The following is a 13,878-nucleotide window of genomic DNA, read 5'->3' as shown; positions in this document are numbered from 1 at the left end:
GGCGGGGAATGACCATGAGTCGCTCCGCCCGGCCGCCCGGTTGACCCGCTGTCCGGATCCGGACACCCGATCGTGCCGCCCGTGGCCTCACCTGCGGCGGGCGGCACTCCTTCCCCTACCCCTGACGTGCCGCCCGTGACGGCTCGGGCACGGGCGGCACCCCACCCATCCCGAGACCGGAGGCCCGAGTGGAACTGCTGTCGATCACGGCGGCACAGGCAGGTGTGCTCGGCAGCGTCTTCGCCGCGCTGGTCGGAACCGTCGTGTACGGCTTCCGACTGGTCTACGTCGGCCGACTGGTCCCGAGGTCCACGGTCGATGCGCTCACCGACTCCGCCGAGCAGCGCGTCAAGGCCGCCAAGGAGTACGCCGAGCAGAAGGCCGCCGAGGCCGCCGAGTACAAGGCGGCGTGGCTGGCCTCCGAGAAGGCGCGGCATGAGCAGGACGTGCAGATCGGCGAGCTGATGGAGTCCAGCCGCACCACGGTCGCGATCCTGCGGTCCATCGCCCCCGTACCCCCCGGAGAGGCCCGCGATGTGGTGGCCCCGTAGACGCCGGCCCGCGCCGGACCCCGCGCCCGACCCGCAGATCACCGCCGACGAGTCTCAGCGCCTGGCGGCCGCGCGCGCCGCGCGCCGCCAGGCCGAGCGGCAGCTGGAGCTGGCCCGGGCCCGGCGGCCGGAGGTCGAGCAGATCGCCTCCTCGCTGCGCCGGGTCCGCGAACGCAACGGGTTCGCCGAGATTTTCGCCAACGCCTTGAGAGGAACCCCTGGTGATCCATCAGCTGGGTAGCGTCCTGGTCGTCCTGGCCACGACCGAGGCGCTCACCTGCGCAGTGTTCTACGGACTGTTCTTCCGCTGGTGGACCAGCGACGAAGGCCGCCACCTGTTCACCTTCATGGGCGTGGTCGCCGCGGCGATGACCCTGTGGACGGTCCTGCTGGTCGCCGGCGGGACCGCGTGGACACCCACCCCCGCAGGCCCCCGGGAGTGGGCCAGAACGCTCACCTTCGCCGCGATCGCCTGGATCCTCGGCGACAGGCTGCGCCTGCTGGCCAAGGGCAAACGCGCCGAGCGGCGCCGAGGCAAGGAGGACGCCCAGTGAAATACGTCCAGGCCGGCAAGCACGGTGGTACCCAGACCTCGGTGTCGCGGATCGTCATCCACGCCACGGTCTCCCCATGCGTGCGCGGCGGCGCGACCTCGGTGGCCCGCTACTTCCAGAGCCGCGGAGCGGGCGGCAGCGCGCACTACGTCGTCGACCCCGGCGAGATCGTGTGCTGCCTCAAGGAGGACGTCGTCGCCTACCACGCGCCGCCGAACACCGGCTCGATCGGCATCGAGCTGTGCGACCCGCAGAGGGGGCCGGCGTCGCGCTGGGAGGACGCCGACCACCAGGAGATGCTCCGCCTCGCCGCGGATCTAGTGCGCCGGGTGGCCGCGCGCTGGGATGTCCCGCTTCGCCGCCTGACGGTCGCCGACCTGCGCGCCGGGCGGCATGGCATCTGCGGACACGTCGACGTCTCCAGGGCGTTCGGCCAGACCGACCACTCCGACCCCGGGTACGGCTTCCCCTGGACGCAGTTCATGGCGCTCGTACAGGGCGCTGACCAGATGCCGGCCGCCGCGGCCGCGTCGTGGACGGAGGAACTCATGAAGGACCTGCCCACCCTGCGCCCCGGCGTCGAGAGCTGGGACGTCAAGACCGTGCGCGCGCTGCTGGGCGCCCGCGGCTACCCACCCGCGGACCTGCTGTCCAAGGTCTACGACGAGGAGCTGAAGGCCGAGGTGAGGAACTTCCAGGTCGCCGAGCACCTCGCCCCGGACGCGGTCGTCGGCCCGAAGACCTGGGCCAAGCTGCTCCGCCTGGCCTGAGTGGATCCGCTCATCTCCGGCGCGCAGCTCCCTGCGCTGCGCCGCGCGCTCCACGCCGCCGAGGCGGTGGAGCCCCCCGAGTCCCGGCCGCCGAGCGGCGGCCCCGTCCTCCACGGAGGAACCATGCCCAACAACGAACTCACCGGCGAGCCCGCACTTTGGGCCGGCCTCGTCGCTTCCGCTGTCCAGCTCATCGCCGCGTTCTGGTTGCCCTTGGCCGACGCCCAGGTCGCAGGCATCAACGCCGTCGTGCTCGCTGCCGCCGGCATCTGGGTCGCGTTCACCACCAAGGCCACCGACAACGGCGGATCCATCAAGGCCGCGATTCTCGGCCTTGTCCAGGCCGGTGTCTCCCTCGCGGTCACGTTCGGATGGGAAGTCACCCCGGAGAAGACCGCCACGCTGATGACATTCATCGGCCTGGCGGTGTCGGTGTTCATCCGGCAGACCAGCAGACCGAAGAGTGCCTACGGCCTCGCCGCCTGACCATCCATGTGTGATCAAGGGAAATAATATTCGTCTTGATCACACATGTCCTGACCAGGCCGTTTAGGCCTGTCTCCCCGCATGTGAATGCCCCCGCTCGCCCTCTTCGGAGGGTGGGCGGGAGCGTTACTTCTTTGTGGCCTGCCCCTGTTGAGCACCTTGACGCCACCTCAGGCACGTCGGAGCATCATGCTGGACGATTCCCAGACGAGAGGCACACAATGAGGCTCACTCTGCTCGGTACCTCCAGCGGCGCCGACGGCTGCCCTGCGCTGTACGCCACCGACCGCGGAACGTACGTCGTCCAAGGAAAGAAGATCCATGACCCCGAGGCGCTCGCCGGCGTGGTGGACCTCCGCGACGACGAGCTCGTCGTCGAGATCCCGGCGAACCTGCTCGGCTTCGCCCGCGGTGAGTAGCCGGTTCGTCGTCCGCCCGGAGTTCACCAACCTGGTCCTGTCGTTCCAGCACACCGCCTTCCGGCTGGAGACGCGCGACCGGTACAACGAGCCGTCTGAGGCCGGCGCGGTCGGCGAGTTCCTCCGGACCGGCCACGTGGACCACGACATGCTCGCCGGCTGGGTTACGCAGATCGGCGCCCGGACGGCGCATGGCCAGCGCATGGAGCGGGTGCGCGTGGTGAGCGAGCCGCACAGCGACTACACCCGGTTCGGGCTCGCCGTGGCCGCGCAGAACGTTCAGGCCGGCGAGGACATCCGGTACCTGCCGCGCGGGCAGGCGGCTGGCCTCGACCTGCCCGATCACGACTTCTGGCTGATCGACTCCGCATCGCTTCTGATTTTGCGGTTCGGCGACGACGATGTCCTGCTCGGCGCCGACTACACCACCGACCCCACCACGGTGGTCAAGCACTGTTACTACCGGGACGTGGCACGGCACTACGCCGTGCCCTGGAATGAGTACCGAGGCCGTGTCGAGCTTCCAGAAGGCCCGTGAAGAACTAGGGTCGCGGCTCCGCGAGTTGCGCCGGGACGCCCGCCTGACCGGCCGCCAGCTCGCGGAGTCCCACGGCTGGCACCCGACAAAGATCAGCAAGATCGAGGGCGGCAAGCAGACCCCGTCGGATGCCGACCTGGAGGCATGGGCGGCCGCCTGCGGCGCGCCCGAACGCGCCCCCGAGCTCATCGCGGCCCTGCGCTCCCTGGAAGGCCGATACGTCCAGTACCGGCGCATGTTCCGCTCGGGCGCATCCGCTCGCCAGCGGACCTTCGCCGAGTTCGAAGCCGAGAGCCTCATCGTGCGCAACTTCGAGACGTGCTTCGTGCCGGGCCTCCTGCAGACCCCCGAGTACGCGCGCTTCCGCCTGGCCGAAGGGATCTCAGCGCACGCGGCCCCCGACGACCTCGACGAGGCTGTCGCAGCGCGCATGCAGCGGCAACAGGTCCTGTACGCGACGGGCAAGCGGTTTCACTTCGTGCTCGCCGAGTCGGTCCTCAGATTCCGGCTGTGCCCCGTCGAGGTCATGACGGCCCAGCTCGAACGGCTCGCCGTCGCCTCCACCATGCGCACCATCCGCGTCGGCGTGATCCCGTTCGACGTCCCGTATCCCGCGGCACCGATCCACGGTTTTTGGATCTTCGATGACCGGCATGTCTCCGTCGAGACGGTGACGGCCGCGCTCACGCTCACCGAGGAGACCGACGTCCGCGCCTACCTGGATACCTTCGCGCGGCTCGCCGACGCCGCCCGGTACGGCGCCGAGGCCCGCGCCGTCATCACCCGCGTTCTGGCCGAGCTCCCCGACCCCGAGCCTTAGAAGATGCGCGGAGATGCTCCAGTGCGATCCGGCACCAACCCGCCACGCACCTTGGCGCATCATGCTTCACCGTGGCGCCGTCGCGGTTTTACGGTCCAACTCGACGGATGAGGCGGCCCCGCCGCAGCGAGGTAAGCGCTACGACAGGGCCTTGATCGGATGGAGGTCCGATCCATGCCACACCCTACGACCGCCCCCGGAGACACCGCGCCCACATGGCGCGTCTTCCGCAGCGACACCGGGCGCCTGTGGGCGAAACGAGTACCGCCGTTCCCGGCCTCGAAGTGGAAGTTCGGCGTCGAGCCCATGGTCGACGCCGACGACGTGGTGGGCCTTGCCCGGGTGATCGCCGAGCAGGAGTCCCGTGCGGCCCTGGCCGGTGAGCAGTGAACGCCGCGGCCGAGCACGGGCTCGCCGAGTTCGAAGACCTGCGGCAGGATGAGGACGGCCTGCTGCGCGCGACCCACATCGCCAGCAGGCGCGAGGCGTGCGGAGAGAATTGGGAGGCGATCCGCCTCGACGCCCTGGTAATCCGGATCAGCGAGGCTCTGAAGCGGGCGTGGTCGTGAGCCACATCGAGGGTATGCTCGGCGCCTCCCAGGGGCACGCAGGCCACGGCCCGCACGTGGAGGAACTGCCGGGCGAGCCGGGGCAGCGCATCACCTGGTACAAGGCGGCCCCGCATGTCGACCGGCCGCGAGAGCAGCGCTGGACATGCCAGTGCCGGCTGACCGTGTACGTCCTCGTCGTTGGGGCCGGCCGGGCATGGATCCGCCGGGTGAAGAAGCGCAACGTGGCAGATCAGCAGCCGGAGATCGTCGAGACCGATCATCTGCGGCACCGGGACGCCGCGGCGCTGTGGCAACAGCTGCTGCTGGGCCGGGCCCGGTAGAGGCTCCCGCCCGGCCTCGCCGTGGGAGGGGCGGCCGGGCGGGTCTGGCGTGCGGCGGCGTACACCTCTCCCTCGCCGGGTGTCGGGGTGCGCCGCCGCGCTTCCACGCGGTCGTCCTACCGGTGGAATAGATCAAGGAATATTCGGCGGGCTGTTCGCAACCCGCCCGCGCGTACGGCTGCGCGCGTGGATCGCGCGATCCACCAGAAGTTGATCTTCCTGCCGCGGTGCCACGGAGGGCCGCCGCCTCCCTGCCACGGAGGGTGCCACGCAGGGGTGCCACGGATGGTGGCACCCCTTTCACCTGTAATCCCTCCCCCAGACCCCCGCCTGCGGGTGCCACGGTGCCACAGGCGGTCAGTCGACCTTGGGACGGTCGGGCATCAGGTACCGCTGCCGGTCCTCGTCGTACCCGGCTAGCACGCCTGCGGCCACCAGCTTCTTGAGGGTCTTCTGTACCCACGACCGCGACATGTCGGTGCTCTCCCACAGCGGCTTGAAGTCCCCGGTGGAGAAGTCCCGCGCGCCGCCGTCCCACAACTCCTGGAGACGGCCCAGGAGCGCCTGGCCGCGTTCTTCGGCGCTCATTCGCCGGGCGGGCCCGGCGAACGTCCACGGCGGGTCGCCCTCGGGCAGGTCGGGGATCTCGTCGTCGATGTCGCCCTGCACCTCCGGGTCGGGGTCGTCGCTTTCGAGGTACTCCTCCACCACGCCGGACACGTCCTCCTCCGCCTCGGCGCCGTCGGGGCCGCCGGCGGGGCCCGTCGAGGGCGCGCAGATCGTCGCGGTGATGGGGTCGGGGACGCGGGCCGAGGCGGGCCAGGCTTCGGCGTGCTGGCGCATGGTGCGGTTGCGCTCGGCGTCGGTGCGGCCCCAGTCGTACGCGCGCAGCGGCATCGCGATCCGCGCCCGCGGGATCGTCGGGGCGCCCAGGTAGGCCATGCCGGGCTGGCGGTTCTCCCACAGCTCCGGGGAGGCGCCGGCGTCCTGCTGGGCCTCCGACAGGCCCCAGCCCGCGTCATGGGAGTTGGCCACGCCGAAGCACATGTTCCCGGCCTGGCCCTTGGTCAGCGTGGGGAGCTGGCTGGAGTCGGCCCGCTGGAGGCTGTAGACCACGCCGCCGCCGCCCGACCGCAGCGCCTTCATCAGCCGGTTGAACTTGTCCATGTCGATGACCTCGAACACGTCCGCGGCCTCTTCGATCCACAGCACGATGTAGGACAGGCCGCACCCGGGCGCCCACTTCAGATAGCCGCGCGCCGACAGGTCGTCTGTGCGCTTCTTCAGGATGGCCTCCAGGTCGTTGATGAGCCTCTTGGCGCCCTCCTCGGTGGTCTCCAGCCGGTGCAGCGCGGGACGGAGCGGGCCGAGGGTCTGCTCGCCCTTGGTGATGTCGATGGCGAACACCACGACCGCATCAGCGCTTTCGCCGGTCTGTTCGGCGTGCTCGCTGCCGTCGCGGGTGATGAGCTCGCCCAGCAGCGACCAGCACCCGCCGAAGCTCTTGCCGGACCCGGTCATGCCCATGATCTGCAGGTGGTGGCCGGTGATGACGTAGGAAACCGGCTCCAGGTCCTGCCAGACGCCGTTTCGCACCGGGTCGGCCGCGGTGCCGCCCGGCAGCGACGGGCCCGGCCAGTAGATCGGGTTTTCCATGACCCGCGGGTCTGAGAGCACCACGTCGGCGACCGAGGCGTCATCCCGGTTCACCGTGACCGTGACCGTCCCAGGCGGGAGCTGCATCCCCGATTCCATGTTCGCGGCCCGTTTCTGGGCGTCCTCGGCGGTCTTCTCGCCGGGCGGTAGTTGCAGCCGGGCGGCGATCTTTGACTCGCCTTCCTCGACGGTGTGGATGGTCGCGCCGCCGAGGCCGGCCTGCCGCTTGTTGCGGTCGAACAAGAACGACAGCGGGTCGGTGATGGCGCCCTGTTCGTCCCATCCCTTGGCGCGGATGACGGTGCGGATGTTCCACGTCAGCGCCGTGGTGAACCCGCCGAGCACGCCGATGCGCCAGATCGCCGGGTGCCCGGGACCGGCGATGATGGTCGCCACGGTCCACATGCCGACCAGGAACGTGGTGGCGGTGGTGTGGGTCTTGCCCCACGGGCCGCGGGCGTGGGACTGGCCGTAGGTGACCCCGGTCAGCACGACCACGCAGATCGTCGCGATGCTCGACCACGCCGCGATCGTGCCGGGGTCGTACAGCACGAAGTGCAGCGCCGCGGCCAGGCCGTAGCCGAACACGCCGACCACCCACGGGGTGGCCATGCGCGCCAGGCGCGACACCTCCCGCGCGGCGACCTTGGCCATCGAGGACTCCTCGACGACGGCGACGTCCTTGGAGTGGCCGGCCATCAGTCGTCCCAGTCGAACGCGACGCGGCGCCGCTCGGGCTTGGCCTGCGGCAGGACGCTGACGAACTCCTTGCGGAACTGGGCGTAGAACTTCACCAGCTCGGTCCCGGCGCCCTTCTGCAGCTCGGCCGCGCGGCGCAGCCGCTTGACCACCCTCTTGGCCCGCATCCGCACGTCCGGGGCGCCCAGCAGCGCCAGCACCGGATGCCCGCGAAACGAGCGGATGAGGACCTGGTACAGCTCGTCGGCGCCGATGTTGAGTTCTTCGCTGAGGTCGCGGCACAGGTCGCGCCCGGCCCGCGAATACTCGGTGATCGCGCTCGGCCCGCCGAATGGGATGCTCGACAGCTCCGGAATCCGGTCCCGGCCCGCCTTCACCGCCCACCCTCCTTCTTCTCGTCGTCGACCACCTCGGCGTCGTAGATCCCGTCCGGCCCGGGTTCGGCCGGCGGCCCGTACAGGGCGAGCCACCACGCTTGGCGGGCGACGTCGGCGGCTCGCCGGGCGTGCCAGCGGATCGGGCGGATACCGGTGACGGCACTCACCCAGTCGTCGACCGCGGTGAGCGCCAACAGCAGCAGAGCCCGGATCGCCGATCCGATGGCGTACCAGTCACGGCGCTTGCCGGACCGCGGCGGGTGCTGGAGCATGGACTCTCCTCTCATAGGGGAGCCCGCCCCCGGGTAGGACCGGTCAAGCTCTGACCCGGGGGCGGGAGAAACGTGGACGTGAGCGCTGTCGGCTACGACCCGGCCGGACGGTAGGCGGCGAGCCGCTCGTGGAAGTCGTCGCCGTCCTCGGAGTCCCGATACCAGGGCAGGTCGTAGCCGCGCACGTGGCCCTCCTCGCGGCGCACGGCGTGGACCACCTCGGCGGGCTCGGGCAAGACGTCGTCGCAGATCCACTCCAGGTGGTTCAGCCTCCCGTCCCCGCGGCCGGTGCCGTGCGCCCAGCCGCGTTCCTCATCCCAGACCAGCGCGGTCTCGCTGGTGTCGTCGAGGTGCAGGATGATGGCGCCGTTGCGCGGGTCGTCGGGGTTGCCGTGCCAGCTCGCTACGGGGACGTCCGCGGCGCGCAGAGCCTCGGCGACGGCCCGGATGTATGGTTCGTGCTCCATGAAAGATCCTTTCGAGTTGGACCCAGAGCTGATCTCCGGGTACGGCGTCACAGCGCGGCCAGCCGGGACAGGTACGCCCTGACCAGCTGCGCCTTCGGTTGGCCGATGTTGAGTTCGTCCTTGAGCGTCCGGACGCCGGGGATGTCGCCGGCCACCACGTTGGGCAGGAACCGGCTCGTCGCCTTCTGCAGCAGCTCCTCGGGTACGCGCTCAGGTACGTACTCGGTCCGGTCCTCGGCCTCCTCCTCGACGGGCCGCTCGTCGCCGTCCGGCGGGGGAGGCGGGGCGTCGCCCGGGGGTGGCGGGTCGAACAGGTCGCGCTCGCGAGCCCAGTCGTACACTTCGCGGCTCGGCGGCACCGCCGGCCGGTCGGGTACGTACTCCACCAGCTCAGCGACAGGCTCGGCCTGTACCTCCGGCCGGGAGACGGCCGGGTGGTCGACGCGGGTCCACGGCGCCACGTCCGGCAGGTCCAGCAGGGACGTGCCGCCGTAGAGCGCGGTCACCTGGTCCAGCAGCGCCCGCTGCGCGGCCTCGTCGCGGGCGAGGCCGGTGTGCTCGACGGCCTGGTCGAGCCGGCGGTCCAGCCGGTGAAGCGCGGCGCGCATCTTGCGGTGGGAAGCGCCCGCCTCCCGCAGCGCGCGGGCGCGCTTGGCGGCCAGGGCCACGCGGGTCAGCCTGCGGTGCGCGTCCACCTCGGTCACGGTGCGGTCGCTCAACTCGGCCAGGCCGAGGCGGACCATCGCGCGCTCCCGGGTGAAACGCCACTTGATGCGCGAACGCCCGCTGATGCGGTGCCGCTCGATGGCCATGCCACGCTCCCACAGCCACGCGGCCACCAGAGGGGCGGCGAGCCGGAAGATGGCCTCCGCCGCGCTGCGGGCGTCCAGGGCCGAGAAGACGGCGGTGAGCGCGGCCAGCACCCACACCGCGATGCCGTCGATGCCGGCCGAATGGTTCTCCCGCATGTTGCGGCGGGCGCGCACGGCGCTGGCGAGGACGGCCAGCTCGATGAACGCGAACAGCAGCAGGCGCAGCGGCCCGTCGAAGCCGAGCACGTCCCCGGTGAAGCGCCACATGCCCTGGGCGGACACGCCGGTGGCGATGCAGGCGACCGCGATCGTGAGGATGTCCTCGCCGGGGCGGCCGGCCGCGGCGACCCGCCCGGCGAGCAGCTTGACGCCGCGCAGCAGCTGCCTCAGGACGAGCACCGTGGCGGTCACTGTGGCGACGGCAAGGAGGGTCTGCCACACCTGCGTGGGGACGGTCGTGAGGAAGTCCTGGAAGGGCCAGCGGAGGTTCATCGGGCCACCACATCCGGCACGTCCTCGACGGCCAGGCCGGTCGCGCGGGCGAACGCCTCCCGGTCATAGCCGAGCAGCCACACCGCGGCCAGCCGCAGCTGCCGGGCGGTCAGCGTGTCCAGGAACGCCTCGATCTTCTCGCCGGTCATCGCTTGTCCTTCGCTTCCGGGGCGGTGCGCGGGCAGACGTGCCCAGGGCTCACCTGCAAGGCGCCGCAGGCGCACGACCGCAGCGGCGTCCCGGGCTGGTCGTCGAGGGCGCTGGGCCACTGCTCGGCGCGCTTCACCGGCCACCCCCGGTCAGCCGGAGGGCGAGGCGGGGCGCGCGGGCGGCGCCGGGCCGGTCGTGGACGGCGGCGCGGCAGGGGACGGCGCACTGCGGGGGCGATATGTTGCCCATAGATCCTCTTCCTGTTCGTGCAGGGATTGGGTTCAGGCCCCGGGCAGGTGTTCGAGCACCGGCCCGGGGCCGTCTTGCTAGGCGGCCTTCAGGTGGGCCCGGCGGATCTGCCGCAGCAGCGCCAGGACGAGCACCTCGGCCTCGTCCACGGTCAGGTGCAGCGCGCTGTCGACGTCGATGACCGTCCCGTCGTCGGGGTGGTGGGACAGCCCCACGAACGCGTCGGCGGGCGACCCGCTGACCGGCACGGGCTCGTTCTCGGCCAGGCACAGCTCCGGGCACCCGGGGTCGTGCTCCTTGGCGCACCACGGCTGACATCCGGCGGCCCCCCCGGGCGCCGGAAGCGTCTGCACGTCGGTGCCGGTGCGGCCGGCGGCCACCAGCTCCACGAGGTCGAAGGCGAACCGCTGCGCCTCGCCGAGGGACAGGTACCGCGAGAACGTGTCGCTGGTGTCGCCGAGCACGACCCGCGGCTCGGCCTCACGGTGGTGCTGCATGAGGTCGGCCAGGAGCTCGACCGGCGCGAGACGCGGCTCGTCCCGCGTCCCGAAGTTCTCGAAGGCGATGGTGAGGAGCGGCACGGACAGCGTGCCGCCGTGGTGCTTGCGGTCGTCGGGGTGGTCGCTGCCGCGGTGCTTCTCCTCGCACCACGCCGGGCAGGGCCCGGTCAGCCACAGGGGCGGGCTGGCCTGGTTGTCGCGCTCCCAGCGGTGGACGTCGCACTCCACCACGTCCACGTCGAGGAGCTTTCCGGCGGGTACGAGGGGGCGCTCGGTGGAGCCGCAGCGGTAGCAGGAGCGGCCGTTGCGCTGCCCGGCGGTGAGGCTCTGCTTGAGCGCGCTGAGGTCGAGGGGGGTCGGCGTGGTGGCCTCTTCGGCGGGGGTCGGTACGGTGGTCATGGTGCAGGAGCTCACTTCCTGTGCAAGGCCCTCGTCCGGCGGCGGAATCGTCAGGCGGGGGCCGTCTTGCTGATTCGCTACAGCAGTAGCGTAACTATCTGGGGGAGTGATTCGCAACAGCAGTTGCGATATGCTTTCGGCATGAGTGATCTTCAGTCCGTCGCGCGAGCCAGTCGCCAATATGAGGCGAAGAAGGCTGAGAGCGAGGCCCAGATCGAGGCCGCGCGAGAGTCCATGTTCGACGTCTGGGCCGCCGCAGCCATGGCCGGCTACAGCCCCGAGGAGATCGCCCAGAACTGCGGATTCTCCGCCGCCTACGTCCGCCGGGTTGTGCGCGAACGAGGAGTCGAGCCGGCCGCGCGTGGGCCGAAGCGGAAGAAGTGATCCAGTGAGGGGGAACGGCGGAATCTGTGCGGCCGGGGGAGTGCGGCCGACGTGGTTCACTCTCTGTGATCGAGGTCGAGTAGTAGGGCCCCGGGGTTCCGTCTCAGTTTTCGTCTCAGTCTCTCGGCATCTCTGGGTGTCTTTCGAGGAGAGAAAGCACTGGTCAGAGGCGATAGCGAGACTCCGGGAGACATCGAGAAACGGGCCTACTCGGAACTCGTAATGCGTAGGTCAAGGGTTCGATTCCCTTAGGCGGCTCAGCGCTCTGAAGAGCGAGGACCCCCCGGAACCGTATTCCGGGGGGTCTTCTTGTGACAGGGACGGTTGACAGGCGACAGGGTGCAAGATCCCTAGTTCACGTCACGCGCTCCCCGCGCGTACGCCGTTGATGAACGCCCCCCACGATACGGCAGGCAACGGGATCAGGCGCCATGGGAGTCCGGGGCGTCGTCGGTAGCACGCGGGACGGTACGGCGGCGACATCAGCCCTTGTAGTTGAACACCTGGCGCAGCGTGTGCTGCACTGCCACGAGGTCGCGCTGGTCGGCCGTGACCTCGTCGATGTCCTTGTATGCCTCGGGGTGCTCGTCGACCAGGGCGCCGGCGCGGTCGGCGTTCCAGGTCCGCCCCTCCATGGCCGCGGTGAGCGACTCGGCCGACAGGTCCCGGCGGCCTGCCCGCGGGCCATGCGCCGGCCCGCGCCGTGCGAGCAGGAGTTGTACGAGGCGGGGTTCTCGCGGCTGCGGACAATGTACGAGCGAGTGCCCAGAACAGCAGCTTGGGCGCTACCTGCTTCGGCATGAGGTGTGCCTCCTACGTGCGGTGGGGGCCACCCGCCGGGAGCCCGGTGGTGGCGGGAGAATCTCACTCCCCCTCGCCAGGGATCACCACCAGTGGTAGAGCAGGCTCGCGCCCAGTGCGGCCACCGCGGTGGCGAAGAAGAAGGCCCAGTTTCCAAGCTTGCGTGACCCTACTCGCAGGTGCGCGAGGAGCGCGCCGGTGAAGTACAGCACGAGGCTGTAGGCGGCCAGAGTCCCCAGCAGAGGGATGGCGAATCCGCCCAGCAATCCCAACGCGCCCAGCGCCAGCATCGCGCCCAGGACGGGTCCCCATGAGCGCGGCAGGCTCTTCATGTCCAGTTGGGCCTTCGGGAATTCGTGTCCGATCAGGTAGATGACTGCCGCGCTGCCGAACAGCAGCGAGGCGAAGATGGTGATCGTCGCGTAGGCGGCGAACATGAGTCCTCCATGGTGGTCATGGCATCAGGTCTTGTGACTCGGTGCTACTGGTCCGACGACGCAGCCGCCGAAAAGGTGAGGTGACATCACCAGCCGATGGGTCCGAGGCGATCGATGAAGATTCCAGTCGGCCCGTCGGCGTCGATCATCGCGAGTTCGACGATCGGGTCGGTGCCTTTGGTGACCGTCAGCTGGCCGGTGTGATGGTTCATGTCGGTGGCGGCGAACTTGCGGGTCAGACCCGACGGGCGACCTGGTCGCCATCGGCGGCGCGCGGGACGGTCCGGCGGCGGTATCCGGCCTGGATAGCGGCGCGCTTGCGCTCGTCGACGAGCTCGGCGTACGTCGTGGTGGTGTACTCGGTGCCGCACTCGTAGCAGCGGGCGCCGACGAACGCGCCGTCATCGTCCAGAAGCTCGCGCAGCTCGGCGAAGTCGCATCCGCCGCAGGCGACGCCGTCGAGACGGCGCGCGGTGGGCGGGGTCTCGCCGAGCAGGCGGCGGCAGCGGCGGAGCAGCGACAGAACCTCGAGGCCGGCGTCGGCGCCGGACAGGTCGAGGAAGACCTCTGCGTACCCGGCCGCCTCGTGCACAAGGCCGCGGGCGCCGCGCGGGAGGGTCGCCGCGGTGGTGAGCGACACGGCCCGCATCGTCGGCTCGGCCGGCAGCGCCAGGAGCACAGCGAGGTGCCTGGTGAGAGTGGCGGCGGCGACGTGCGCCCGGCGCCGGCGCCAGGCGTCGGTGTCGATGTGCAGCCGCGCCACGGCGGCGACGCGCTCCTCCCAGGAGGTGAGGATGGCGACGATGTCGCCGAGCAACTCGTCGGCGTGCTCCGAGACGGGCAGGGGCGCCGTCTTGGAGCTGGCGACCTTGGGACCGTCGGCCTGGCCCTTGGTACCGAGCTCGCCGTAGACGTCGTGCCAGCGCGCGGGGAGTAGCGCCAGGACCTGAGCGATGATGGCTTCGTCACCGCTGAAGAAGGCTCGTGGGGTGAGCGCGGGCGCCCGGCGCATGGTGCCGTCGGCGGCGGGCAGAATGCGGGGGTCGGTGCACTGGTTGCCGCGGGCGCACTCGGCGAGGCCTGCGTCGCGCCAGTGGCCGTCGATCGCCGCGTTGTAGGTGGCGATGGTGTCGGGTGGGATCGTGCCGTCGCG

22 protein-coding genes and 1 pseudogene are annotated in these 13,878 nt (G+C 70.7%); 12 read left to right on the top strand and 11 right to left on the bottom strand.

Features of this window, described 5'->3' with window-relative positions; all coding sequences use genetic code 11:
- Window positions 1–188: 188 nt before the first annotated feature.
- From BJ982_RS04120 to BJ982_RS04070, 11 genes are all read left to right on the top strand, one after another.
- Window positions 189–551 carry a hypothetical protein gene (locus BJ982_RS04120; RefSeq protein WP_184876700.1) on the top strand — a complete coding sequence of 121 codons (363 nt, stop codon included), beginning with the start codon at window positions 189–191 and terminating at the stop codon, window positions 549–551.
- Window positions 535–792 carry a DUF7620 family protein gene (locus tag BJ982_RS04115; protein WP_184876698.1) on the top strand — a complete coding sequence of 86 codons (258 nt, stop codon included), beginning with the start codon at window positions 535–537 and terminating at the stop codon, window positions 790–792. The genes BJ982_RS04120 and BJ982_RS04115 overlap by 17 nt, the downstream gene beginning before the upstream one ends.
- Complete coding sequence (locus tag BJ982_RS04110; protein ID WP_184876696.1) at window positions 773–1,105, top strand: putative phage holin; 333 nt, start codon at window positions 773–775, stop codon at window positions 1,103–1,105. The genes BJ982_RS04115 and BJ982_RS04110 overlap by 20 nt, the downstream gene beginning before the upstream one ends.
- Window positions 1,102–1,875 (top strand): N-acetylmuramoyl-L-alanine amidase, encoded by a 774-nt coding sequence (locus tag BJ982_RS04105; protein ID WP_184876694.1) that lies wholly within the window; start codon window positions 1,102–1,104, stop codon window positions 1,873–1,875. Before BJ982_RS04110 ends, BJ982_RS04105 begins: the two co-directional genes overlap by 4 nt.
- A 123-nt stretch (window positions 1,876–1,998) precedes the next feature.
- Window positions 1,999–2,361: a hypothetical protein gene (locus BJ982_RS04100; protein WP_184876692.1), complete on the top strand. Its 363-nt coding sequence runs from the start codon at window positions 1,999–2,001 to the stop codon at window positions 2,359–2,361.
- Window positions 2,362–2,582: 221 nt separating this feature from the next.
- Window positions 2,583–2,780, top strand: a complete 198-nt coding sequence (locus tag BJ982_RS04095) for a hypothetical protein (RefSeq protein WP_184876690.1) — start codon at window positions 2,583–2,585, stop codon at window positions 2,778–2,780.
- On the top strand, window positions 2,773–3,318 hold the full coding sequence (locus BJ982_RS04090; protein ID WP_184876688.1) for a DUF6879 family protein: 546 nt from the start codon (window positions 2,773–2,775) through the stop codon (window positions 3,316–3,318). The genes BJ982_RS04095 and BJ982_RS04090 overlap by 8 nt, the downstream gene beginning before the upstream one ends.
- Window positions 3,278–4,138: a helix-turn-helix domain-containing protein gene (locus tag BJ982_RS04085; RefSeq protein WP_184876686.1), complete on the top strand. Its 861-nt coding sequence runs from the start codon at window positions 3,278–3,280 to the stop codon at window positions 4,136–4,138. The genes BJ982_RS04090 and BJ982_RS04085 overlap by 41 nt, the downstream gene beginning before the upstream one ends.
- A gap of 174 nt (window positions 4,139–4,312) precedes the next feature.
- Window positions 4,313–4,528, top strand: coding sequence for a hypothetical protein (locus BJ982_RS04080; RefSeq protein WP_184876684.1), 216 nt, complete (start codon window positions 4,313–4,315; stop codon window positions 4,526–4,528).
- Entirely contained in the window at window positions 4,525–4,707 is a 183-nt protein-coding gene (locus BJ982_RS04075) for a hypothetical protein (protein WP_184876682.1), read from the top strand. Before BJ982_RS04080 ends, BJ982_RS04075 begins: the two co-directional genes overlap by 4 nt.
- Window positions 4,704–5,030, top strand: a complete 327-nt coding sequence (locus BJ982_RS04070; protein WP_184876680.1) for a hypothetical protein — start codon at window positions 4,704–4,706, stop codon at window positions 5,028–5,030. The genes BJ982_RS04075 and BJ982_RS04070 overlap by 4 nt, the downstream gene beginning before the upstream one ends.
- Window positions 5,031–5,387: 357 nt before the next feature.
- On the opposite strand, the gene BJ982_RS04065 is transcribed toward BJ982_RS04070, so the two are convergent.
- From BJ982_RS04065 to BJ982_RS04035, 7 genes are all read right to left on the bottom strand, one after another.
- Entirely contained in the window at window positions 5,388–7,385 is a 1,998-nt protein-coding gene (locus BJ982_RS04065) for a hypothetical protein (protein WP_184876679.1), read from the bottom strand.
- Window positions 7,385–7,762 (bottom strand): TraA-like protein, encoded by a 378-nt coding sequence (locus BJ982_RS04060; RefSeq protein WP_184876677.1) that lies wholly within the window; start codon window positions 7,760–7,762, stop codon window positions 7,385–7,387. Before BJ982_RS04060 ends, BJ982_RS04065 begins: the two co-directional genes overlap by 1 nt.
- Complete coding sequence (locus tag BJ982_RS04055; protein WP_184876675.1) at window positions 7,759–8,034, bottom strand: hypothetical protein; 276 nt, start codon at window positions 8,032–8,034, stop codon at window positions 7,759–7,761. Before BJ982_RS04055 ends, BJ982_RS04060 begins: the two co-directional genes overlap by 4 nt.
- Window positions 8,035–8,126: 92 nt before the next feature.
- Window positions 8,127–8,501, bottom strand: a complete 375-nt coding sequence (locus tag BJ982_RS04050; RefSeq protein ID WP_184876673.1) for a DUF6292 family protein — start codon at window positions 8,499–8,501, stop codon at window positions 8,127–8,129.
- Window positions 8,502–8,548: 47 nt separating this feature from the next.
- Window positions 8,549–9,805 carry a hypothetical protein gene (locus BJ982_RS38925; protein WP_203959256.1) on the bottom strand — a complete coding sequence of 419 codons (1,257 nt, stop codon included), beginning with the start codon at window positions 9,803–9,805 and terminating at the stop codon, window positions 8,549–8,551.
- Entirely contained in the window at window positions 9,802–9,954 is a 153-nt protein-coding gene (locus BJ982_RS04040) for a hypothetical protein (RefSeq protein ID WP_184876672.1), read from the bottom strand. The genes BJ982_RS38925 and BJ982_RS04040 overlap by 4 nt, the downstream gene beginning before the upstream one ends.
- A gap of 327 nt (window positions 9,955–10,281) precedes the next feature.
- Window positions 10,282–11,103, bottom strand: a complete 822-nt coding sequence (locus BJ982_RS04035; protein WP_184876670.1) for a DUF6907 domain-containing protein — start codon at window positions 11,101–11,103, stop codon at window positions 10,282–10,284.
- A gap of 141 nt (window positions 11,104–11,244) precedes the next feature.
- On the opposite strand from BJ982_RS04035, the gene BJ982_RS04030 reads away from it, so the two are divergent.
- Window positions 11,245–11,487, top strand: a complete 243-nt coding sequence (locus tag BJ982_RS04030) for a hypothetical protein (protein WP_184876668.1) — start codon at window positions 11,245–11,247, stop codon at window positions 11,485–11,487.
- A gap of 482 nt (window positions 11,488–11,969) precedes the next feature.
- On the opposite strand, the pseudogene BJ982_RS40850 reads toward BJ982_RS04030, so the two are convergent.
- From BJ982_RS40850 to BJ982_RS04010, 4 genes and pseudogenes are all read right to left on the bottom strand, one after another.
- Window positions 11,970–12,355: pseudogene (locus BJ982_RS40850) on the bottom strand (RtcB family protein).
- 16 nt (window positions 12,356–12,371) lie between these two features.
- Window positions 12,372–12,725: a DoxX family protein gene (locus BJ982_RS04020; protein WP_184876664.1), complete on the bottom strand. Its 354-nt coding sequence runs from the start codon at window positions 12,723–12,725 to the stop codon at window positions 12,372–12,374.
- 86 nt (window positions 12,726–12,811) lie between these two features.
- Window positions 12,812–12,937 carry a hypothetical protein gene (locus BJ982_RS38915; protein ID WP_260413661.1) on the bottom strand — a complete coding sequence of 42 codons (126 nt, stop codon included), beginning with the start codon at window positions 12,935–12,937 and terminating at the stop codon, window positions 12,812–12,814.
- 23 nt (window positions 12,938–12,960) lie between these two features.
- Window positions 12,961–13,737 (bottom strand): hypothetical protein, encoded by a 777-nt coding sequence (locus tag BJ982_RS04010; protein WP_184876662.1) that lies wholly within the window; start codon window positions 13,735–13,737, stop codon window positions 12,961–12,963.
- Between the last annotated feature and the right edge of the window lie 141 nt (window positions 13,738–13,878).

This window comes from Sphaerisporangium siamense (assembly GCF_014205275.1).
GTDB classification, from domain to species: domain Bacteria; phylum Actinomycetota; class Actinomycetes; order Streptosporangiales; family Streptosporangiaceae; genus Sphaerisporangium; species Sphaerisporangium siamense.
The sequence above is the reverse complement of the archived record's forward strand: the minus strand, read 5'-3'. Positions and strand labels throughout refer to the sequence as shown.